At 58.3% G+C, this 21,177-nt stretch carries 27 protein-coding genes; all 27 read right to left on the reverse strand.

Features of this window, described 5'->3' with window-relative positions; genetic code table 11:
• Positions 1-156 precede the first annotated feature (156 nt).
• The gene (locus tag Q1A43_RS05725) at positions 157-1,185 is read right to left on the reverse strand and encodes a DUF6456 domain-containing protein (RefSeq protein WP_299933327.1); all 1,029 of its coding nucleotides are present in this window, start codon (positions 1,183-1,185) and stop codon (positions 157-159) included.
• Complete coding sequence (locus Q1A43_RS05730) at positions 1,182-1,853, reverse strand: response regulator transcription factor (protein WP_299933329.1); 672 nt, start codon at positions 1,851-1,853, stop codon at positions 1,182-1,184. Before Q1A43_RS05730 ends, Q1A43_RS05725 begins: the two co-directional genes overlap by 4 nt.
• 2 nt (positions 1,854-1,855) lie before the next feature.
• A complete protein-coding gene (locus tag Q1A43_RS05735; RefSeq protein WP_299933330.1) occupies positions 1,856-2,503 on the reverse strand; it encodes a hypothetical protein in 648 nt (215 codons plus the stop codon).
• A complete protein-coding gene (locus tag Q1A43_RS05740; protein WP_299933332.1) occupies positions 2,496-2,792 on the reverse strand; it encodes a hypothetical protein in 297 nt (98 codons plus the stop codon). Before Q1A43_RS05740 ends, Q1A43_RS05735 begins: the two co-directional genes overlap by 8 nt.
• Positions 2,793-2,794: 2 nt before the next feature.
• The gene (locus tag Q1A43_RS05745; RefSeq protein ID WP_299933334.1) at positions 2,795-3,007 is read right to left on the reverse strand and encodes a hypothetical protein; all 213 of its coding nucleotides are present in this window, start codon (positions 3,005-3,007) and stop codon (positions 2,795-2,797) included.
• Positions 2,970-3,197, reverse strand: a complete 228-nt coding sequence (locus Q1A43_RS05750; RefSeq protein ID WP_299933336.1) for a hypothetical protein — start codon at positions 3,195-3,197, stop codon at positions 2,970-2,972. The genes Q1A43_RS05745 and Q1A43_RS05750 overlap by 38 nt, the downstream gene beginning before the upstream one ends.
• The gene (locus Q1A43_RS05755; protein ID WP_299933338.1) at positions 3,194-3,676 is read right to left on the reverse strand and encodes a lysozyme; all 483 of its coding nucleotides are present in this window, start codon (positions 3,674-3,676) and stop codon (positions 3,194-3,196) included. The genes Q1A43_RS05750 and Q1A43_RS05755 overlap by 4 nt, the downstream gene beginning before the upstream one ends.
• Before the next feature lie 4 nt (positions 3,677-3,680).
• A complete protein-coding gene (locus tag Q1A43_RS05760) occupies positions 3,681-3,890 on the reverse strand; it encodes an HP1 family phage holin (protein ID WP_299933340.1) in 210 nt (69 codons plus the stop codon).
• Positions 3,891-3,979: 89 nt separating this feature from the next.
• On the reverse strand, positions 3,980-7,957 hold the full coding sequence (locus Q1A43_RS05765) for a glycoside hydrolase/phage tail family protein (protein WP_299933342.1): 3,978 nt from the start codon (positions 7,955-7,957) through the stop codon (positions 3,980-3,982).
• A 1-nt stretch (position 7,958) separates the two neighbouring features.
• On the reverse strand, positions 7,959-8,402 hold the full coding sequence (locus Q1A43_RS05770) for a peptidase (protein WP_299933343.1): 444 nt from the start codon (positions 8,400-8,402) through the stop codon (positions 7,959-7,961).
• A complete protein-coding gene (locus tag Q1A43_RS05775) occupies positions 8,399-9,259 on the reverse strand; it encodes a DUF2163 domain-containing protein (RefSeq protein ID WP_299933345.1) in 861 nt (286 codons plus the stop codon). The genes Q1A43_RS05770 and Q1A43_RS05775 overlap by 4 nt, the downstream gene beginning before the upstream one ends.
• Positions 9,259-9,885 carry a DUF2460 domain-containing protein gene (locus Q1A43_RS05780; RefSeq protein ID WP_299933347.1) on the reverse strand — a complete coding sequence of 209 codons (627 nt, stop codon included), beginning with the start codon at positions 9,883-9,885 and terminating at the stop codon, positions 9,259-9,261. Before Q1A43_RS05780 ends, Q1A43_RS05775 begins: the two co-directional genes overlap by 1 nt.
• Entirely contained in the window at positions 9,882-12,083 is a 2,202-nt protein-coding gene (locus Q1A43_RS05785; protein ID WP_299933349.1) for a hypothetical protein, read from the reverse strand. The genes Q1A43_RS05780 and Q1A43_RS05785 overlap by 4 nt, the downstream gene beginning before the upstream one ends.
• The gene (locus Q1A43_RS05790) at positions 12,080-12,334 is read right to left on the reverse strand and encodes a hypothetical protein (RefSeq protein ID WP_299933350.1); all 255 of its coding nucleotides are present in this window, start codon (positions 12,332-12,334) and stop codon (positions 12,080-12,082) included. The genes Q1A43_RS05785 and Q1A43_RS05790 overlap by 4 nt, the downstream gene beginning before the upstream one ends.
• 62 nt (positions 12,335-12,396) lie before the next feature.
• Positions 12,397-12,762, reverse strand: coding sequence for a GTA-gp10 family protein (locus tag Q1A43_RS05795; RefSeq protein WP_299933352.1), 366 nt, complete (start codon positions 12,760-12,762; stop codon positions 12,397-12,399).
• Positions 12,763-12,774: 12 nt separating this feature from the next.
• Positions 12,775-13,194 (reverse strand): phage tail tube protein, encoded by a 420-nt coding sequence (locus Q1A43_RS05800; RefSeq protein WP_299933354.1) that lies wholly within the window; start codon positions 13,192-13,194, stop codon positions 12,775-12,777.
• A gap of 2 nt (positions 13,195-13,196) precedes the next feature.
• Positions 13,197-13,601: a DUF3168 domain-containing protein gene (locus Q1A43_RS05805; RefSeq protein ID WP_299933356.1), complete on the reverse strand. Its 405-nt coding sequence runs from the start codon at positions 13,599-13,601 to the stop codon at positions 13,197-13,199.
• Positions 13,601-14,038: an HK97-gp10 family putative phage morphogenesis protein gene (locus Q1A43_RS05810; protein ID WP_299933358.1), complete on the reverse strand. Its 438-nt coding sequence runs from the start codon at positions 14,036-14,038 to the stop codon at positions 13,601-13,603. Before Q1A43_RS05810 ends, Q1A43_RS05805 begins: the two co-directional genes overlap by 1 nt.
• Entirely contained in the window at positions 14,035-14,412 is a 378-nt protein-coding gene (locus Q1A43_RS05815) for a head-tail adaptor protein (protein WP_299933360.1), read from the reverse strand. The genes Q1A43_RS05810 and Q1A43_RS05815 overlap by 4 nt, the downstream gene beginning before the upstream one ends.
• Positions 14,412-14,999, reverse strand: coding sequence for a head-tail connector protein (locus tag Q1A43_RS05820; RefSeq protein WP_366944240.1), 588 nt, complete (start codon positions 14,997-14,999; stop codon positions 14,412-14,414). The genes Q1A43_RS05815 and Q1A43_RS05820 overlap by 1 nt, the downstream gene beginning before the upstream one ends.
• Positions 15,000-15,005: 6 nt before the next feature.
• Entirely contained in the window at positions 15,006-15,287 is a 282-nt protein-coding gene (locus tag Q1A43_RS05825; RefSeq protein WP_299933362.1) for a hypothetical protein, read from the reverse strand.
• Between the two features lie 56 nt (positions 15,288-15,343).
• Positions 15,344-16,552 carry a phage major capsid protein gene (locus tag Q1A43_RS05830; RefSeq protein WP_299933364.1) on the reverse strand — a complete coding sequence of 403 codons (1,209 nt, stop codon included), beginning with the start codon at positions 16,550-16,552 and terminating at the stop codon, positions 15,344-15,346.
• A gap of 34 nt (positions 16,553-16,586) precedes the next feature.
• Positions 16,587-17,255, reverse strand: coding sequence for an HK97 family phage prohead protease (locus Q1A43_RS05835; protein WP_299933366.1), 669 nt, complete (start codon positions 17,253-17,255; stop codon positions 16,587-16,589).
• Complete coding sequence (locus tag Q1A43_RS05840) at positions 17,245-18,468, reverse strand: phage portal protein (protein WP_299933368.1); 1,224 nt, start codon at positions 18,466-18,468, stop codon at positions 17,245-17,247. The genes Q1A43_RS05835 and Q1A43_RS05840 overlap by 11 nt, the downstream gene beginning before the upstream one ends.
• On the reverse strand, positions 18,465-20,234 hold the full coding sequence (locus tag Q1A43_RS05845) for a terminase TerL endonuclease subunit (protein WP_299933370.1): 1,770 nt from the start codon (positions 20,232-20,234) through the stop codon (positions 18,465-18,467). Before Q1A43_RS05845 ends, Q1A43_RS05840 begins: the two co-directional genes overlap by 4 nt.
• 3 nt (positions 20,235-20,237) lie before the next feature.
• Positions 20,238-20,705, reverse strand: coding sequence for a hypothetical protein (locus Q1A43_RS05850; protein ID WP_299933372.1), 468 nt, complete (start codon positions 20,703-20,705; stop codon positions 20,238-20,240).
• A gap of 36 nt (positions 20,706-20,741) precedes the next feature.
• On the reverse strand, positions 20,742-21,173 hold the full coding sequence (locus Q1A43_RS05855; RefSeq protein ID WP_299933374.1) for an HNH endonuclease: 432 nt from the start codon (positions 21,171-21,173) through the stop codon (positions 20,742-20,744).
• Positions 21,174-21,177: the final 4 nt, after the last annotated feature.

Below are 21,177 nucleotides of genomic sequence, written 5' to 3' on the forward strand. Positions count from 1 at the left end.
CGCATCGTCAATACTTAGTAGGGACCGCCGATTATGACACAACGCTACAATTGCACGCCATCGCACGCAAGGGTTGTTTCAACTCTTGTCTACACAAGGGCTCGGTCTTTGCATGCAAAAATCAGCACAGTTGACTAGCAAAGCTTTCAACCTCTTTCAGATACCTGAACTAATCTGACGGGTCTTGCTTCCCCGTTGAGCAACGCGAAGCCTTAGCAAGGGCAAATTGGAGCTGTCACCTATTTCGACCTGAACTAGTTCTGATCTGTCAAACGCCTGTCGATAGACCACTTGCGCGCGGATCAAAGCCTCACGCAACAGCGCCTTGGCGCTTCGAGCCGGCAGTCCCAACCGGACCTCGAGGTCTTCGATCGGCTCTTTGGTGACGCAATAGGCCCAGACCACTTCTGGCATGACGCCGGGGCCGAGGTCTTGGATCACGGAGGCCAGACGTGCCGCCGCCATGGCTTCAGATGCATTTGCACGTACCCCCTGCCCCAACACCGTTTTCAGGGATTTGGCGCGGGTTTGGATTGCGTCCTGCCGGATCCACAAACCAACTTTTTGTAGCTCGGGATCGATCTTGAATTGGCCTTGCTGATGCCGGCGCTGCCACAGGGTCTCGAGCGGGTCATACTTCTGCGGACCATGGCGCGCGTCTTTAAGTTGCGGTGTGTTTTGGTTCTCGATTTCCGCGGTTTGCGTGATCAAATGGGCGCGGCCGGCTGGCGACAGTTTCAGGCAAAACACTCTTGCTTTGGCGTCGATTGGAACAATCCAACCCGCCATTTGCAGCAGTGCCGCAATGTGGCTTGCACATCGGGCCAGAACAGTTGGCTCCATGCTGCTTTGGCTTGTCATCACCGCCGCCGTATCCAGACCGCTGGACCAGGCCAACAAAGCCCCTCGCTTACTCAAGCGAGACAGGATCAGCTGACAGGTGCTGTTCCATTCATCTGCACTTGGCAGGTTATCGACCCACAGCCCCCAGTCCAAATCCGCCTCCTGCAACGCGGCCGCAACCAGCGGACTGCCCGCCTCGATTCTAGTGATCCTGTCGATCTGGCGTTTGATGGTGCTGGCATGTGCTGCGCGTTTTCGGGCGAGATGGCGCATCGGTTTTCCAAATCCGACATGCTCGATGTAGGCGGTCACTGGACCGGGCAGATAGCTGGGCACTCTCATGCCCATTCCCCTTTGAACCTGTAGCCGCGCCCCCAAACCGTCTCGATCATCGCAGGACCACCCAAGGCCTTGCGGATTTTACAAATGAAGACATCTACGATCTTGGGCTCTGGCTGAGACAGATGCCCATAGGCGGCATCAAGGATCTCCTGCTTGGACAAAATGCGCCCGCCGGCTCGGATCAAAACCGCAAGGATTGCCGCTTCCTTTGGAGTCAGCCGAGCCGTCTCTGAGCCAACCGTCACCTCACCGGTTTCCAGATTGATTGAGGACCCATCTTTGAGCACCCGAGGTTCAAATGTTGGTTGTTGCGCCTTGTCGGCTACAGTCCTCAAACGCGCCACCACCTCTGCGATATGCGCGGCCCCGTTGCAAAAATCCGCGACATCGCTGGCAAAAGCAGCGGTGATAAGATCAGGCGCAAAACGGTCTCCCCAGATGACCAGAGGCACTGGGCGGCTCAAACGTGAGCAACGCTTTGCAAGCGTGATGGCAGACATATCGCCTAGGTTCGGCGCTGCGAGAACAACGTCATAGGTCAATGACCGCGCATGGCTGAGCGCATCAGCGCCAGACGGCGTGATCTCACAAGTGATCCGCTCACTGGCCAAGAGATCAGCCCAGGTCCAAGCTGTTGACACATCCGGATGTACCAAGAGAGCAAGCATTGCTATTCCTCCTCGATCATCGGCAGGTCCGGATCATCCCATTGCGCCGTTGGCGTGCGTGGAAACGGGTCTTCAGGATCAGTTGGCAGTTGTGGTGAGAGGAACTCTGCCCCCTGCCATTCCCCCTGCCCCCAAAAGCTTGTTCGGATCAAAATTCCGGCTTGCGCGACATTCACGAAGTGAGGTCGGCCAAGGTAGGTCAACGACGAGTGCCCGAGATCGTAGCCATGCCCGACCGCCAAGATCCCGCCGACAGCCACGGGCGCGCCATCAACCGTGCCAGCCGCGCTTTGATTGCCATCGAGCGCGCCCCGGATTTCAACCACCGCCCCCTCAGATCCCGGTCGGAAGGTGAACATGCCGGCATAGTGGTTCGAGCGATCTGTCAGCTGCACACCGCGCGTCCAAGTCGGAGTGTCAGCCATCGAAACAGTGACGCCGGGCGCGATTTTGAGATGCACGGGGCGATCGATCAACACATCACCTGCCAAACTGAGATCGCCGTCAATCAGAGCGATTACACCGTCCCTTGCCGCCCGCCGGATCAAAGCTTCAACGCGATCGGCAGGAACAACACCACCGCCCAGATGCTTGGACAGCATCAGTGGTCCAGAGCTGGCCTTCGCATGTGGAAACATCGTGTTACGCATCTTCAATATCCCCAAATTGAACCGCCAGGGTGGTTTGCCCTTCGCTCAACACCCAAAGGTAGCGCGCGCCAGGAACGCCGGGCATGAGCGCCGCGACATCGAGGCTCTCGGGCGCATCGGTGCGATAGCGCCAGCCGCCGGTGAAGTCGGCTGGCGCTGTGGCATCCGTCGTCGCCATAACTCGGATGGCATTGGCCCCGAGGTTCTGGAAAAACACCGCGCCGCTGACTGGCCCCGCAATCAGGACCGGCACACCAGCGGGTGCGGGAATGTCGCCTTTAAAGGCCATGACTAGCGCTCCTCTTTGGGACAGCTGCGCCAGTGGCACGACAGGATTGTGATCAGCAAAAGCCCGGTGTCGCGTGCTTCTTCAAACGTGCCATCGGCCAAGGCAGCGGCATGGGCTTTGGCTGGCGTTTGCGCCGCATCCAGAATGGCGGCAGCCGCGCCTTGCGGGTTTTGCGGTTCATTGCGCCAGGTCGCGCAACCGCTGACGCTGAACATCAGCAGCAACAGGCAAATCAGAGGTTTCATCATCGATCCCTTTGCGAGTTTGAATGTAGGATTGGGTGCGCTGCAGATCGCGCGAGGTCTGATCGAGCGCGGCTTTCGTGCTCGCGCGATCGGAGCCAAGGGCAATGCCGATCGCGATCAACAGCAGTGGAATGGAGCCAAATAGAAGCCAGCGGATCACCGGGCAGGTTCCAGCGATGACAGGCACAGCTTTTGCTCAGCGGCACGTCGGTTTGAAAGGCCCGGCACCACCCGGCCGCCTGCCCGATTCCAGCGCGGCAGCTCATTGCAAGCCCCGACCAGATCACCAGCATTGGCCTTGCGCATCAGCGTGGAGCCACAGGCGGCGAATGTCCCGACATTGTAAGACCAGCTATAGAGCGCAACCTTCATGCCCTGGGGCATCACCGCCTCGATGTCATTATCGATGCATTTGTTCAGACGCCCGGCAAAGGCTGCGACCTGCTCGCCAAGCATCTGATCACACTGCGCTTTGGAGTAGTGATCACCGGGTTTCACGCCATGGGTTTCTCCATAGCAAACCGTCCAAACCCCAGTGATGTCGGGATAGGCCTTGGTGCGCAGCCCTTCCCAAGGCGCAATAAAAGAAACGGCCGCTGCGATGGCAGCGGCCGTTCCAGCCAGAACAGGTTTTTTCATGGGACTATCCTTTGTTGCCGTATTTCAATTCGATCTCGAGCCGGGCCAATCGGCGCATTTCTCGCTTGTGCAGCACGTTGGAGACATAGCCACCCACCGCGCAGAGACAGCCAACCACGGCCATCCAATCGGTGAGCGTCAACGTCCCCGTCACCGCCATCACCGCCCCGCTCCATGTTGTGGAAGAGATCACCCCACCAACCTTGTCATCCATGTTCACACGCCTCCTTTTCCGGCTCAGCATCACGCCTCTTGCCGCTGTTGTGCCCGTCTCGGCCCAAGCCGTGTTGAACGGGCCTCGAATTAGATGTCTGTTAGATCCGCTTCAGCTGTGCGCCCCGGTCCAAGCGCGCCGATCTGTGCGACGCGGAATCGCGCGGCCCCAGTGTCAGCCGTCTGCATCGCCGCCGTCCAAGTGAAGCTCGGCTGGTCGGTTTGATCCGTCCGGAGCACCGCGCCGGCCGCTGTCAAAATCTCGACCTGATAAAGCTCGCTGCTTTCAGAGACCGGCACCTCGCTCAGCGACCAGCTTTCTGAGGAAAACAACCGGTCACGACGCACCCAGCTCAGCTCGATGTCAGCGCCACTTGCCGTGGCTTTGAGATGCGTCGGCGCAAAGGGGATCAGACCTGTGCCCTCGGGCGTGAAGGCCAACTCAGTCACTTTCGCTGCTGCGGAATAGCCCGAGACCTGCCAGTTTGTCGGCACGCCGATGTCAGCCATCGAGATCGGCAAAGGCACCAAGTTTTCATCAAGCAGCACAATCATCGCCCCGGCCGCGATCACGTCAGGCATCAGCCATTCGGTGCCGCGCTGACCCCGTAGCAGATGGGACAGGCGATAGCGCCGCGTGCCAATCAACGCGACATGCCCGGCCTGCAGGATTTCCCAGTGGTCAGGCGCAACCTCGATCGCCAGCGCATTGGCCCCGGCGAATAGCTCTGCGTCCGAGACCGCCGTCAGGCTGCCTGACAGCAGCTCGATCTCAAAACTGTTCGCCTCGTCAAAGAGCCACAGCGGTCCAGCTGGCAGGTCGGTTTTCAGCACGCCGATCGAGGCATGGGTTTCCACCGTGGCGATCGAGGTGAAGCCATCCTCGGATGTGCTGCGACGAATGTCATAGCCACCGCCCCATGGGTCCGCCCAAACAGCCGCAAAGGGGCGATGCGCTGGCACATCCTCATGGATTTGCGGCAGATCGAGAATACGCACCAATGGGGCCCCTTCGATCAGAGCGCGCGGTCGCATCTTGGTTTGCCGCGCCGCACCGGGCGGCATGTCATGCAGCTCAGGATCATGGCGCACCGCCTCAACCTTCAACGCATCACCTTGGTTCAAACGCTGGATACGCCAACGCTCAAACCCATCGCGCTCAGGAAGCGAGATCACATCCCCGGCCCGCAGCGCCTGGCGGTTTGGTGGCAGGCTCAGGCTGATCGCCTCGCGCCCGACAATCTGCTCCCAAAACGCCACGCGGCAGCGTTGTTCCGCCCCACCCGACCATGTGGCCAGCATCATACTGGTGGCGCTTTCCCGCACGTTTTGTGCAGCCCCTTTGCGCTCCTCAACCGGCATCGCCTCATAGCCAGCCTGACTGTTCAGCACCGTCCATTTTAGCGCGCGGGCCAGTTCGGTTTCTTGCGCGCGGGTGATCTCAAAGGGATCATCCTCGCGACCATGCACCAGCTCGCCCAAGTGCAGCGGATGATGCGCCTGCTGATCGCGGCTGCGGAAGACAATCTTGCCGTCACTCTCCACCGCATCGATGCCAAAATACTGCGCCAGAACCGAGATCGAAGCCCGCGCACTCTCGATCGAGCCGATGTAATAGCCATCAATGACCTGCCAGATTTCTGAGGTATCGATGCGCGCCAAATCCATGCCAGAGCGCGCGCAAAGCATCTGCAACAGATCCGCCACTGGCATCGCCCCTGCCCGCCCATTGAGCCAATGGCCACGATCATGGTTGGGGCCATCAGACCAGACATCCGACAGCGCCGGGAACCAGGGAAACGGCCGCGCATCCCAAGCCCAAGCTGCGCAGCGGCTGACATCAATCATCGGCCCAGCGTAAACGGATGAGACCGGGTTGTGCGCCGGATCATTCCAATAGCCAAGCACCGCCTCAAAGTAGCGCCGCTGGATCGCCTCATCACGCCGGCCGCGGGAGAAGTACGGCAGATAGCTCTCCGAGCCGCCATCTTCGAGATAAAAGACATTGGGTTGATTGGTGCCTTTGTCGATGGCCGCGCAGCCGATTTCGGTGAAGGTGATTGGCTTGGACTGCGGCACCCAGGTACTGGCACTGGAGACCTCGATACCGCCAATGCGATCAACATGTGGGTTCCCCCACCAGCCGCGCATGTTCTTGTTGGCAAAGACCCATGGCTTGCCCAAGCCATCGGTGATCGGCGTGCGGTTTTGAGCAGAGCGATCAGCTGCGCTGGCATAGTACCAATCGGCGTATTCGCCCCCCTCTATGCCCGCCTGTAGATAGTCGAGATCATAGATTGAATTGGCGATGCCGGCGTCGAGATGATCCGAGCCATCCCGCCAATCTGTGAGCGGCAGGTAATTGTCCACGCCAACAAAAGCGATGTTGGGATCAGACCACAGCGGATCGAGGTGGAAGAACACATCACTCGAGCCGTCATCAGGGCGATAGCTGTGATACTCCGACCAATCAGCGGCATAGCTGAGTTGAACACCGGGCAGGATTGCCGCGACATCTGCGGCCAGAGCAATCAACGCATCCACTGCTGGAAAGCTGTTCCCCGGTCCACGGATTTGCGTCAGCCCGCGCAGCTCAGACCCAATCAAAAAGGCTTCAACACCACCCGCGATCTGGCACAAAAACGCATTGTGCAGGATCATCCGGCGATAGCCCCAGTCATTGGGATCGCCGGAATAGGTGACGCTGTCGCCACTGATGACAAAATCAGACGCTTGCGCCGTGCCAAAGAACGCCGCGACTTGATCAACAGCTGTTTGGCTCTGATCAACACTGCCAGCATAGCCCATCGACGGGCTGCAGGTGATGCGGCCGCGCCAGGGCATGTCGGGCTGTTCAACCGCACCGGCATTGTCGCTATAAGGATCAGGCAGGATGTTACCCTTTGGGATGTCCATCATCACAAAGGGGTAAAACGTCACCGCTTTGCCCATCGCCACCAAGTGGCGCACGCCTTGGATCACCGCAAAATCCGCTGGCGTGCCGCCATAGTTGGCCGAGCCATCAAGCTTTTTGCTGACCTGATAAGCTTGCGAGCGCAACAGCCCACCAACAGTCCAGGTCGGTTCGCTGACCTTGGTGGCATGGTTCACGCCCGGCCGCACCAAACAGTCCCCCGCGCGCAGATCTGACCCGTACCAAGTCACCACCAGACTGACGCTTTCCACCTTCGGCAGATGTGCATTGAGCTGTTCCAGCGAGACCTCAAAATCCGTCGCGTCCCGGCGCGCGTGATTGACCTCAGGCGTGGAATGGCCCCGATTGAGCAAATCACTATCGAACCCCATGAGCTCAAAAGCATCACTGAAGACGTTCGATTGCGGCGTCTGATCGCTCATCACGTTCTCAGTGGCAAAGACGAATTCGCCATCCGGGATCATCGCCACCGCCTGTAGCTGACCTTCCATCGAAGTGCTGGATGTCGGGGCTTTGAACACCTCGATCGACATCTGCGGGATGGTTCCATAGTTGTGAACCGGGAAGTTTTCGAACACCACATAGGCAATGCCGCGATAACCCGGCACCGGGCCTTGGGTCTTCTCAACGATCAGCGGATCAGGCTCTTGGGTTTCAGAGCCGTGATAAACCCGCAAAGTGAACTCATCACGTGAGACCTCTTCGCCCTCGATCCAAATTCGGCCAATGCCGGAGATCTCACCTTCGCAAAGTGCGGCCGCAAAATCCGCCCAATAGCGATGGGTGATTTCTTTGACTTTCGGCTTTGGCCCACCCTTGCCACCACCGCGCGTTTTACTCTTGCGATCGTGCTCATAATCCGTCGCCCAAAGCAGCTGCACCCCGCATTTCATCCGCCCATAGATGCGCGGGATCGCCTCGCCTTCGGTTGAGCTGGTGGCGGTCAGGTTTTCCAGCTTGGGCCCTTCAACCTTTTGCGCCGGTGCAAGGCTAGCCGCGACCCAATTGTCGACATAGGACCCAGCCATGCGGCCAACAGCTGTACCGATCGCCATGGCCGAGACGCCCAAAATGCTGCCCCCGATCGAGCCGCCAATCATCCCGCCAATGGCCCCCAATGCGATTGTCGCCATCTCAGGACACCCCGTTTTGTGCGAGATCAGGAAAGCGGAACACAAAGGCAATGCGCCCGCGCCATTCAACCGGCATGCGCATCTCGACCACGCCGCGCCGCTCATAGGCATGGATGATCATCCCCGGCCCGGATTGGAACGCGCAATGTTTGGCGACCCTCATATGCGGCATGCGGAACAAGAGCACATCACCGGGCTGTCGATCTTGCAGCGAGACCTCATCCATGAAGCCCCGCACCGGATCCGCGATCAGCTCAACCGACCCCGCCTCGCCTGCATCGCGGGCATAGGGGCGCATATCCACAGGTTCTGGCCCAACCAACTCACGCCACACGCCACGCAACAGCCCAAGGCAATCACAGCCCGCACCTCTGAGTGAAGCCTGATCATGATAGGGCGTGCCAATCCAAGCCCGCGCCGCTTGCACAATCTCTTCCTGTCTCACAGCACTTTCCCCGTATTGGCACCGCCCTCGCTTGGCCGAATGAAGGGGGTTTCTGGCGGCGGAATATGCGGGCAGCCACGGAAGTTCACAGCGTTGTTAAACACGGTGTGGCAAGTGTCGATCGATCCATCACAGCCACGTTGAAGCTCGAATGTATCGCCCGGCTCAATCGCAGCAGCAGGCGCTTCGACCATGACCAACTCACCAGCGCGATGATCCAGCACATCACGGATCAGGCCAACATTGGCCCCGCTGGTCCAGGTCAATTGCCCGCGAGAGAACACCCCGTCAGCAAATCCTCCCAGCCCAGAGATCGTGAGCCGCCGCGCGCCGTTGCGCGCCACAACCTGCCCCTCGGCTGGTGCCCCAAGCATCACGCCGCATCGCGTATCGCCCAGCACCGCATCACATTTGGGCTGGAATATCCGGCCAACCGGTTGTTGCAGCTCATGCGCCAGAGATCGCATTTCTGCTTCAAAGCTTTGCGTGCCGCGCCGCAGCTCACCAATGGCCCCGAGCCGCGCCAGGTATCTTTGATCCGGATCGGCCCAATTGACCCGCCAAATCTCAACCTCGGCCCCATCCCAAAGACCGGCGCGAATATCCTCTTCGCGGATGCTATCCGAACTGATCGCCCCTTCGGCCGCGTGGCTATCCACCTCTAGCCCGGTGCCTTCACGCAACTCGGTTGGCGCAAACCCAGATTGCGGCTCATAGCTGACACCATCGAAAGCGATCTCTTCATCGAAATTGGTGAAGCCAAAGGTGGTTCCGTTTTGAAGCGCGACCCGCCAGCACACGCACATCGTCGTGGCGCGACCATCAAGATGCACCTGCAGATCATTGGGCAAAGACATCAAACACGCACCTCAATCAGTTGAATTTCACCAGCCGAGCCAATCCATGTCGTCGACAATTGCACAGGCAAGCGATCGACATCGAACCGCACAGGAACCTCAAAGGCAAAACCGGCTGTGATCTGCGCGCCAGCCTCTGGAGCCGTGTCAAAACTCACCACTCCGGACGTCGCATCCACCGACCATCCCGTCGCTGGGGCCCCATCGACGGCGATTTGCACCGTGCCCGCGATCGGCTTGTTGATCGCCCGCACCCATGATCCCAAAGCATCCGCATAAAGCTTGACCAGTTGGAAGCTGGTGACCGAGCCACCACCCGTTCCGATCACCTGATCGTTCGGTGAAATTGCCTGCATTGGCGGGCAGCTTTGAAAGTCGCTGTAGTCTTTGAACCGGAAGCCAAAGAGCTTGCCACCACGCGCTTCAAAGAAGGTTTTGAGCTCATGCAGCTCATCGGCATCGCGATTGATCAGCGGCACTGAATAACGGCATCGGCTATTTCGGCGCGCCGAGTTGCGATGCTCAAACCCATTGCTGGTCTCAACAATATTGACATGACGTTCCGGGCCGCCTTCAGCTTCAAGGCCAATGGCCACCGGAAAGCTCACCTCATGAAAGTCGCTCATCGCGTGCGACCTGCCCGGTTCAACATCCGTGACATGTCACTGGCGATTTGTGGCTGACTGCGCTGGAAGCCCTGCACATCCGGCGTCTGGATGTTCATCACCACATTCATACCGCCGCCACTGCCCATGTTGGCAAATGCCTTTTCCTGCGCAGGCGTGGTGATGCGCACCCGCTCGTTGGGCGAGGCGCGAAACGCCACCAGCTGGCTATCCATCCCGCCAACCCCGCCGACATCAAACGCGCCGCCGGTTTTGAAGCCTGGTAAACCTCCAAAGAGTGAGCCAACCAAGTTTTGGGCCATTCCGGAAAAGACCGACCCGGCTTGCGACATGCCGCTGCTGGCGATTGAAGAAAACACATTTGAGAGCACCTCACCCAGCGACTTGCCCTCAAAGATCAGCCCTTTGATCGCATCGCCCAAGGCCGAGAACACATCACCCGCCGTATCGCCAATCCCCTCGATGGCCTGATCAACCTCGCCAAAGGCCCCGGCCATATCGGTGTCACGCAAAATGCCTACCAACCCATCTGCCGAGGATTTGATCGATGCCTGACCGCCCTGCAGGCCTTGGACCAGGCCGTCGACAATAAACCCACCGATTTCGGCAAAGACCCGGCTTGGCGAATGAATGCCCAGCGGTTTGCGAATCCATTCCGGCAGCTCCATTGCCAAGCTATGGATGTAGTCTTTGATACCCGCCCAGCCGTCTTTGATGCCCTGCTTGATCCCATCAATAATCGCCGCGCCTATTTTGAGCGCTGCCGCAACAACATTCTGGATTTCCGCTTCTATCGCCGCCGCGATATCCAGCGCCATTTGCTTGATCGCCGCCACCGCCTGCGTGGCGGCACCACTGACGCTGGTGGTGATCGAGGTCAGAAGCTTCTTGCCAAATTCTAGGGTTGCGCGAACCGCATCACCAAACAGCACATCCAGCACCGCCACCACGGTCTTGATGGCGTTCTGCAACATCGCCGCGATCTTGGTGGCAAAGCCGCTAAAGTCTCCACTGATCAAAGCTTCGATGGCACCAAACAACAGCGTGACCTGCGTGATCACCCCGTCTGCAAACACCTTCACAGCCTCAAACCCACGCGTGAATACCGCCTGCAAGACCCCAATCGCCGCCTCGATCCCGTCCGTGATCGTCGGGAACTTCTGTTTGAGCTCATCCCAATGGGTATAGATCGCAATGGCCGCCGCAGCGGCCCCGGCCGCCAGCAACCCGAGTGGTGAGACAACCGCCAGAATAACCCCGGCCAGCGGAGCCATAGCCGTCGCCAAGAGACCAGCTCCGGCAATCAGCGGCCCCAACACCGCCGCCAGACCAACACCCGCCGCGATGAAGCCTTGGGTTTCAGGCGACAGATTAGCAAAGCCCGTCGCAAGGCTCGAGATAAACCCGACAAGCTTTTTCAACAGCGGCACCGCCACACGGGCCAGATCAGCAAAGACCGGCACAAGTTCCACCAGCGCGCTTTGCAGCTGGGTTTTTAGCACTTCAGAGACAATGCCAAAGTCACGCCCTGCCGCGCGCGCCGCCTCAATCGTTTTGCCATTCAAGGTCAGCCCTAGTTCTTCGGCCCGTTTGGAGACCTCTTTGATCGCAGCCGCATTGTCTTTGAACAGCGGCAACAACATCGTGGAATCCGAAGCCAAGGCCTCCATGTAAAAGGTCATCTCGGCTTGCGACAGATTGGCATCCTGCAGCGCTTGCACATATTTGCCCATCGCCTCTTCGGAGCTCAGGCCTTTGAACGCATCCGCCGTCAACCCAACCTTGGGCGCAACATTGTCAAAGAAGTCCTTCAGCGGCCCAGCACCTGTCTGGAAATAGTCGCCAAACTTGTCATTCACATCCTTGAGGATGTCCGACAGCTTGTCTTGGCCGATGCCAAAATCCTTGGCGGCGATCGACAGAACCTTGAACCGTTTGGCGCTGATACCAGCGACATTGGCCAGGTCTTGCAGCTCAGACATGGAGCGGGTTGAGGCAACTGACAGGCCCGCAAGACCAACCAGCGGCGCGGTGATGCCAAGCGACATGCGCCGACCAATGCTTTGCATTTTGTTGCCCGTCGCTTCCATGGATTTGCGAAACGAGGTGACGCGTTTTTGCGCCTTGCCGATCCCATCGGTGAAGGCGGCGCTATCCATGCCAAGCACGGCCCGCAGCGCCCCAATGACTGAGTTCATTTTTTCCGCACCTCTCCACCCATGGCCGCAGTCATCATGCGCGCCACAGTTTTCATATCCTGCCAGTTTTGTTGTTGTGGCTTGCGCCGACGCCCCAGAAACTTGTTCAAATCCGGGAAGTCTTTGGGCTTGTGAAACCCAACCCGAACAAGGGCACCGATCTGCCAGGCGGCGACATCCAGAAACATCTGTTCGCGCTCAATCCGCTTGGCAGCGCCGGTCATGATGCGCTCGATCGAGCGCAGTGTCATATGCCAGAAGCGATCCGGATCCTGCCCGGCTTCGATCCAGCTTTCCCAAAGGGACGCCCAGTCTAGGACGTCCCTTCGGCGTTTCCCGAGCCACCATCGCCGCCACTATCCTTGCCCTGCGGCATGCTGGCTTTGACTGCTTCGCCAAGCTTTTGAAACACCACCTCAAGACCACCGGCGTCTTTGATCACCCTGCCCGCGTCTTTCAGGGTGATGCCATCATGATGCTCGATCAGCCCGGCCCACATCAGCAGGCGTACATCGCGGAAGTTGAGCTTTTCCTCTGCCTCTTCGAGACGTTTGAGGAACTCCATAGTGCCACAACCAACGACATCTTCGAGCTCGCACCAGCCATTAGGTGTGAACTCGATTTTGTAGGTCTTGTCACCAGCTGGCAGATCAAACTGCCCCATTACTTTGTTGCCCATAGGGTCCTCGCTTTAATCAACAAATGCAGGCTTGCCGGTCAGCTTGCCTGTGAAGGTTGCGGTCATTTTGTCATCCATCGGCACCCCCGGCTCAAACCCGGTGGCCAAGGCCGAGAACGTCCATTCGGTGCCATCTGGAAAGGTGATGCGATAGGTGATCGGCCCGTCTTCAATGATGTCGGCCATCATTTGAGCCGCAGTCGGCCCATCCGGATCAAAGTGGATCTCGACCGAGAACTCACCTGCATCGAGCAGCCCCTTGATGAACTCGCGCCACTTTTCTGGCGACTGGAAATGCGTCGCGTCTTTGGTTTCCCGCGAAATCCCCGGCGCGCTGAGATTGATCACCTCGCCCAGCTCTGCAAACACTTCGGGGTCTGCTCCGTTGCCGCGCTCGAACTTGGTGTCGAACCCGATTTGTGCGTCACTCATGATTAGCTCTCCAATGCCCAGCTGACATCAAAATCCACAGATCGACGGAAGAGCTGGCGCTCCCGCCCTGCGGTCTCGCCCGACAGATCACGCGCCTGCCGGACAAATATTCCTTGAAACACCACCCCGGCCACCGTGCCCCGATATCCCGAGAGCACGTCGCTCAGCGCACGCGTCACCGCGACGCCATCCGCGTAGGTTTTGGCCCAGACATCCGCCTGGACCGAGGTGCGCGTCAGGCCCGATCGACCGCGGAAATGATATCCTTCAGACGACCAGACCTCCTGCAGGTTCACATAGGGCCGAGCCTTGACCTGTTTGGGCAGACGCATCCAATGCACCCGCGTTCCAACCAGATGGGTCAGCGGGGGGTGAGCTAGTAGCAGCGCCGTCAAAGCCTCCTGCATCACTTGGCCTTTTTCTTTGCGAGGCGGCGCTTTTGGCGCGCGATGGTCTTTTGAATGTCAGCCATGAACTCAGCACCAATGATGCGCAGCGCCTCATACTTTTTCGCCTCAAAGGCCGGGCGCAAATGCGGCTGTGCCGCTTGGTGCTCATTGCCAAACTCGGTTTGCACAGCAGATGGATCATTGGGTCCAACAAAGACCTCAACCTCGCTTTGCTTCACATACTGACGGCGCTGGCGTTTGGTCAGCTTGGTGCCAACACCGTAGCTGTCTTTCAGATGGCCCTGATCCTCTGGCGCATTGCGCGCCCCAGCCTCGGCCATGGGTTTGCCGGCCTTTTTCAAAATCCGACGCGAGGAGGCTTTGGCCGCAGGTTTGGACAATTCCATCAGCATCGCTTCCAGCTCGCGCAGCCCATCCATGCGAAACTTGATCATGCTGGATCGCTCCGGACCTGCGCCGAGATTTCGATCTCTGCGTGGCGTTGGCCTTGAACCTCTTTTATGCCAGTGATTTCCCACACCTCACCAGATTGCAGCGCGCCCTGTTCATCCCAAACCCCATTCAAAACCAGCCGATCATCCGAGGTCAGCGTGCGGGCATTGGCATTTGATCGAATAACAAAACGGCTGCGTTTGAGGCCTGCCTGATCACCACCGGCCCAACGTTCGGCATCCGAAACATCGCGGCGCGCACCCCAAGCGCGAAACGCCAATGCAAAATCCTCGCTCAGCTCATTGAAGCCATTGGCGGTCCCTGCCCCCAAGCGTTCAAAGCCAAGCTTGCGATCGTATTTCGACGGATTGGCCATCAGATTGCGAAAGCCTTGTAACGGGTTGTTAGTCGCTCGACGCCAAGCGCGATTTCAGCCGATGGACCATCAGCAACCGCCGTGCGGTTTTCAAAGAAATGTCCGATCAACAGCCGCGCCGCCGCTTTGATGTCGCCGGGAACGGCATCCACGTCCGCCCAACCAGCCGTGAAGCGGATGGTCACGGCATCAGGTCGGTCAGCCACATTTGGCCAAGACGCGCCGGAAGTCAGAACCACTTGTTTCAAACGACCGGAGCCAGTCAGCATGTAGTCAGGGGGCGGAACACTTGCTGGCACATCATCCGCACCAATCACGTCAATTGCATCCACCGACGTCACGCGGGCAAAGGGCAGACGTGTCATCACCTCGGCAAAACCCGGCACCCGCAACTTCCATTGCTGAGATACCAGCGGAAACCCAAGCCCACCAAACCCGTCTTCATCGACATCGAGATAAGCCGTTGCCGCCGAGATCGCCGCTTGGATTTCGCTGTCATTGTCTTGATCAAGAATGCGCAGATGATCCCGCGCATCCTCAATCTCGATCACGTTTTGTGATGGTCCGGACACCCGTTCAAGCCACACGCCGGATTACTCTTTGGCGTCCGAAGTTTCGCGCTTCTGGTCCGTCCCACTATCGGCCTTGTCGGATGGCGCTAGCGCGGCTTTGTTTTCCGGCGTTGCCTTGGCCTTTTTACCTGCGGCTTTCGTCACAGGTTTTTTGACCGTCTCGACAGGGTCCTCATCTGCAGGCTTCACAACCAGAACCCCGCGATCAACCAAGTGTTTCACGGTCAGCGGATTGGCCTCGCGGATGTCACCGGGATTGTACCACTTGTCACCCTCATGCGGGCGTTTCACCAAATATTCCATGTCATTCTCCTCAAAAAGAAAAAAGGGCCAAACGGCCCCTTTGATTGGTTGGTGGATTAGGCGACGAAGCCGAGATCGCCGTAAATGAAGGCCTCCGGACGGTAGATCGCCAGCGCCAGCCGTTCTTCGAACAAGATGGTGATCAGGTTGCGCACAAAGTCATCATCGACATAACCAGTCTCAACCGAGGCCAGCCAGCGATCAAAGATTTGCGCGCCCATCTGGAACGCCCCGGTCAGGAATTTATCGACCTGCATCGCTTGGGTTTCCACCACCGGCAAACGCCACAAAGTCGGCGCGAGGGCATCGCCAGTCGGGCCACCAACGATGTAGTTGTTGTCGCCATCTTTGGTCAGCTCGATACGCGCCCAATCGATCGGGTTGAGCACGTGCCCTGTCGCTGGATATTCCGCCAATGCGGACTGCAACATCGCCAGACGCAGCTTGTCGATGATGGTTTCAGCCGTGACCGCAAAGGCCGCCGCATAGGCTGTGGCGCTGGGGATCAGACCCATCAGGTTTTGCCCGGTACCATCGCCATTCAGAAGCTGCCCCTCTTCTTTCAGCTTCAACCCCATGCGCCCGCGCTGATCAATCAAAGACCGGAGCTGCGCCACATCGCTCAGCGACTGGCGCGAGGCCTTGAAGTGATGCGCGATGACCTTGGCCGAGGTCGAGATATCCGCCAGTTTGATATCTGATTGCGGCTTCACCGCCCCTTCGGCGACCATCGCAGCATTGTTGTTGAACCCAGTTTCTTGGACGTATTCCAGCGTGTTGCCATCCATGCGGCCCGGCATCAGCAGATCGCGAATGGTCATCCGGCGTTGCGGCATTTCCTGAATGCCCGGCAGGCGCGTGGCGCGAACACCAGCCCCAACCGCGCCGTCGGTATCCGTGGTTGCCAGCGTGATCGTTGCTTTTGCCTCGATGCGCGCTTTGTTGTTGCGGCTGAACCCATCAGCTTCAAAGCTTTTGAATTCGTCGCTTTCAACGAACATCTGACCAATCGACTTGGCCTCATTGGCATCAGTATTCCCACCGCGATCAAGCTTTTGCTCCAGCTCGGTCATGCCGGCCTTCAGCTCGTTCATGGTGACCAGCGCTTCATCAGCCTTGTCTTTGGCCTTTTGCGACAGCTGCTCGCCCGCTTCAGCTTTGCCCGCAGCGGCCTCAGCAATCTCTTTCACCGCGTCGAGGCTCTTGTCGAACGCAGCTTTGGTTTCCGCTGCCAACTCGGCTGCGGATTTGGTTTCACCAGACATGGCAAACCTCCGTTTTAAATGTCAGAAAGTGGGGTCAGGCCCCATTCAATGCGGTAAAAAACGCCACCGCCTCAGTCTCAGTTTCCGCTGCAGCAGGTTCCCCCTGCCCCTTCAGGTGGATGCGCGCGGCACGCTCCGCCTGTGAGTTCGAACAACCAAGCCCCTTGGTCATACGTTCGAACTCCCGCTCAGTCAGCCGATCCCCGGCTTTGAGCTTTTCCAAAATCTCATCTGGCACTGCCATTTTTGGCGCTATCGTTGCGCTTGGCAGCATTGGAAACGTCACGATCGAGACCTCCCAAAGCTCGAGCTCCTTCAACACCCGGTGCCCCTTGGTGTCCTTGCTAGCCTTCACGGTCCGGTAGCCGATCGACAAGCCGTCCAACACCCCTGCCTCGATCAACGCCCGCGCCTCGCGCCCCTTTTCCACAGTGTCCAAAATCCGACCTTTGACGCGCAGACCTTTGTCATCTTCAGCCACCTCATCCCAAACCCCGATGGGTTGTTCGGGATCATGCTGCCAAAGCATTTTGACCTTGCGCCCTGCGCTTTGCAGCTGGTTCAAACTGGCTTTGTAGGCCCCCGGTGCAACCACATCGCCGCCGCCATCAACCTCATCAAACAGGCTGGCATAGCCTTCAATGACGCCGGATTCAGCGGCCTTGCTTAGATCAACAGCCATTTCTTTTGTCTCAAGCCCCATCTTGCCCCCCTTCTGTTTGAGTGATCGGGATGTTTTGCGATTGCATTCGAGGCACATCCCCGCCCGGAATCGGCGGCTTGCCTTCAAGCTTTCGAACTTCGTTGATCGTCAATGCCCCGATCTGCAGCATGGTTTGATAGAAGCTGGCCCGACTGGCACTGTCGCCCCGCAGCATGCTTTCCATATTGAACCGCGCCGCATAGCCACCAGCACGATCGGCCGGTGTCAAAAGCTGTTTTTTCACCGCCTGTTCAATGCGTTTCACCCGGCGGCGAAGGTAAAACTTCACAAACATCAGCACCTGTTGATCGACACTTGTTGGCCAGGCGGTCGAGCTGCCGGCATGGCCAATCAGTGCGGGCGGAACTTGGAAAAACCGGCAGATTTCTTCGACCGAGAACTGCCGGGTTTCCAGCATCTGCGCATCTTCTGGATTGATGCTAATGGGCGTATATTGCATGCCACCTTCGGCCACGAAGGGTTTGCCAGCATTCTGCGCGCCAACGTATTTTTCGACCAATTTATCGACCACGGCGCGCTGCGGATCATTCAACCAATCGGCGAAGGTGATCACACCGGAGGGGCGCAGCCCATTGCGGAAAATCTCTGCCGCCGATCGATCAGCCGCCAGCGCCGAAGAAAAGGCATTCATGCCAAAACTCAATACCGACATGCCGCCAAGCGCGCGGCCGCCAGGCCCGCGAATATGAAACACATCGCGATCGAGTTTGGTGTAACTTTTACCCTCATCCACCCAACGATATTCAATCCGCCCGTTTTGCAGCCGGCGCACCAGCATCACCTCGGGATGGATCGGATAGAGCGCTTTGATCTCGCCATTGTCCTTGCGCGCGATCGAAGCATAGGCATTTCCCCAAAGCTCGATTGACAGGCTCATGAAATCCCAAAAATCCAAGGCTGTCTGATCGAAGTTCGGGCTTTCATAGATCACGCTATGCAGCGGATGGCTTGCATCGACCTGGGCAAACCCATCTGCATCACTTTTGGTCACTTCAAAGGGCAAGGATGACAGTGAGCCGCTGATCAAATTGGAACAAGCCCAGACCGCCGACAGGCCAAGGCTCGATTTCGCGGTCACGGTTTCGCCTGCATAGCCCGAACCATGCCCGCTCCCCCGGCCATCGGTGAACTGCACCAATGCGGATTTGCGCACCAGCCCAACCGCGCCCAAGGCTTTGTTCAAAATGCTCATGCCTGCTCCATCAACCGTTTGAAGTAGCTTTCACGGTTGGCAGCGTTTTCATCGACCTCTTCAACTTGGCTCAACGGCCAAAGCCCGGTGATTGCCGCCGAAATTCCATCAATCTTGTCTTCGGGCACCAGCTTGGCCGGATAGATGAAGTCGCCCCCTTGGACTTTTTTCATCAAGGTGTTCGCCGCCATCCAGCGCAGCACCGGATTGCCATCCGAGATCCAACGCTTGTCCTCAACCGCCGAGATCAGCTTTTCAAAGGGCACATGCATGTTGGTGGCGCGCTGGCGCAGCTCGACCACGTCGATGCCAGCCCCTTCCCAATTCGCTGCCATTTGCGCCGCATAGGTTGGGTCATAGGTGACCATTTGCACATCCAGTTTGGCGAGGTCTTTGAAGACCCAATCGCCCGCCAATTCAGACATGCCCGCCAGCTGAAACACCAGCGCCTCGACAAAGTTCAGGTTCAGCTCGGCCCCCGGTGTGTGAAGCACCAGCCCCTCTTGCGCCCATGCCCAGACATGTTCATTGCCCGGTGCCTGCACCTTGTTTTCTGGCCAGAAGTGCCAGGAGAAATTGATGAAGCGATCACCATCGGGAATGATGGCCACGACGCTCGCGAAGTCTTCACGCGTTGCAAGATCGACCCCGATATAGGCTTTGCGCCCAGCAAAATCGCGCAACCGCAACGTCTCATCTTCAGCCGCGCGCCACATATCCATATCCAGCGCTGCCGCCCCCACCGACGTCCAGATGTCCAAATGCTTGCGCAGAAACTCCCCCATCCGCGCTGGTGTCGCTTGGGCTTTGGCCCATTCGCCTTCCATGTAATCAAGGCGTTTGGCTTTGCCGAGGCTCGGATTGGCCTTGGCCCAAGTCTCCGGATCACCTGGCTCATCGCCTTCATCAGCCTCAAAGATCAGGCCAAAATACATGTCGTTGCTCAGCACCCCATCAAGGATGCGTTCCACCATCCGGCGCTGCTCAAAACAGACGCCCGCCGTGTTGTAGCCCGCCGTGGTGATCGCAATCAGCAACGGGTGTTCTCGCGCGCCCAACGCGGATTCCATTGAATCCCAAACGTCGCGTTTTTCGTGCTCATGCAGCTCATCGATGATGGCGCAATGTGGGTTCTTGCCGTCTTTCGACTTGGTCTGGCTGGCGACGGGGCGAAACACCGCCGCCGGATCCGCCGACTTGATCTTGTGCTGCTCAACAGACAGCTCAACCTCATCTTCCAAGGTCGAGCCACTTGGCATTTCCGCCTGAGCAATCACACGTGCCCGATCAAACACCTCGCGCGCCTGGTCAGAGCTCGCCGCCGCCGAATAAACCTTGGCCCCCGGCTCACCATCCACCGAGAGGAAATAGAGGCCCACACCAGCCAGCAAGGTCGACTTGCCGTTCTTGCGCGCTACCTCGATATATGCAGTGCGGAACCGGCGCAGCCCGGTGACCATGTGACGCCAGCCACCGATCTGGCAAATCAGAAACGCCTGCCAGCCGATCAGCTCAAAGGTTTCGCCGCGCGCCGCCCAAGCTCCCTCGATATGCGGCAAGGTTTCCAGAAAAGCGCACATGTGTTCCGAGGCTTCAAAGTCAAAGACATAGGGAAACTGATCGGTACCAGCGCGTTTCAGGTCGTTTTTGAACCGCTTGCAGGCTTGTTTAACGCGTTTGCAGGCCGGGATTTTGCCAGACAATACATCCTCGGCCCATTCAATCCCGCGTTGGGTGATTGGGGCAAAATCAGGGCAATCAAGCATGTGTTAGCCTTGGCCTCGACGTTTCATTGATCGGAATGGCGTCACCGTTTTGGATCCGTGCGGCGCGGATTCTGGCGGCGCATCAAACAGATCGAGGAAATCAGTTTGAGCTGATCCACCTGCCTTGGCCCGCGCATAGGGCGTGGCCAGCAACTCACGCTGCAGTTTCATCGCTTTGTTTTCGTGAAACGCCTGCTGCTGCTCCAAGCCCGACAGGTATTTATTCTCAGACGGCTTAAAGCCCTGGTCTTCGATCTTGGCCGCAACGCGATCATGCGCCGCCATGTGCCCCGCCCAAAGGCACACCACCCGAAACACCGGCTCATCAATCACCTTGGCGCGGATCACCGCCGCCAACATCGCCAATGCATGCTGTTCTTCAGCTAATCCAAAATAGTCCGGCCAGCCGCCGAGACGGGCAACAACTTGGTGTTCAAAGCTGAGTTCAGTCTCAGCAGTCAGATCAGGCATACCCCCCCCTAAAAAAATGTGCGCGAAAAAATCTCATTACCCACGCCGGTCTTCTGTTGGCAGGCTCTGAACTTTTTCAGGCCCCCCACCCTTGATTGCGGTGCGGCGTTCTTCGCGCTGTTTCTTGCTGTCATGGCAGCTCTTGCAGAGGCTTTGCAGCGCTCCGAACCAGAACTTGCCGTGGTCTTCTCGGTGCGGCTCGACATGATCCGCAACCGTCGCGACTTGTTTCGAATGATCGGGGCACATCGTGCACAAAGGCTCAGCCCTGAGCTGGCGTGTGCGCCGGCCATTCTTTCCCTTCCATGCCGCCAGATTGTACCAGCGCCGCGATGGTCGATCCGATCGCTTCGCATCGGCAAAGCGACCACGTTCTTGCTTTTCCGCCTTGGCATGCTGGTCACAATAGGTGCGCGTCACATCGAGCAACCGGGAACATCCCGGATGCGCACAAGGCTTCTTGGGCAAAGCA

The organism is uncultured Pelagimonas sp. (assembly GCF_947498515.1).
In the GTDB taxonomy this organism is placed as follows: Bacteria; Pseudomonadota; Alphaproteobacteria; order Rhodobacterales; family Rhodobacteraceae; genus Pelagimonas.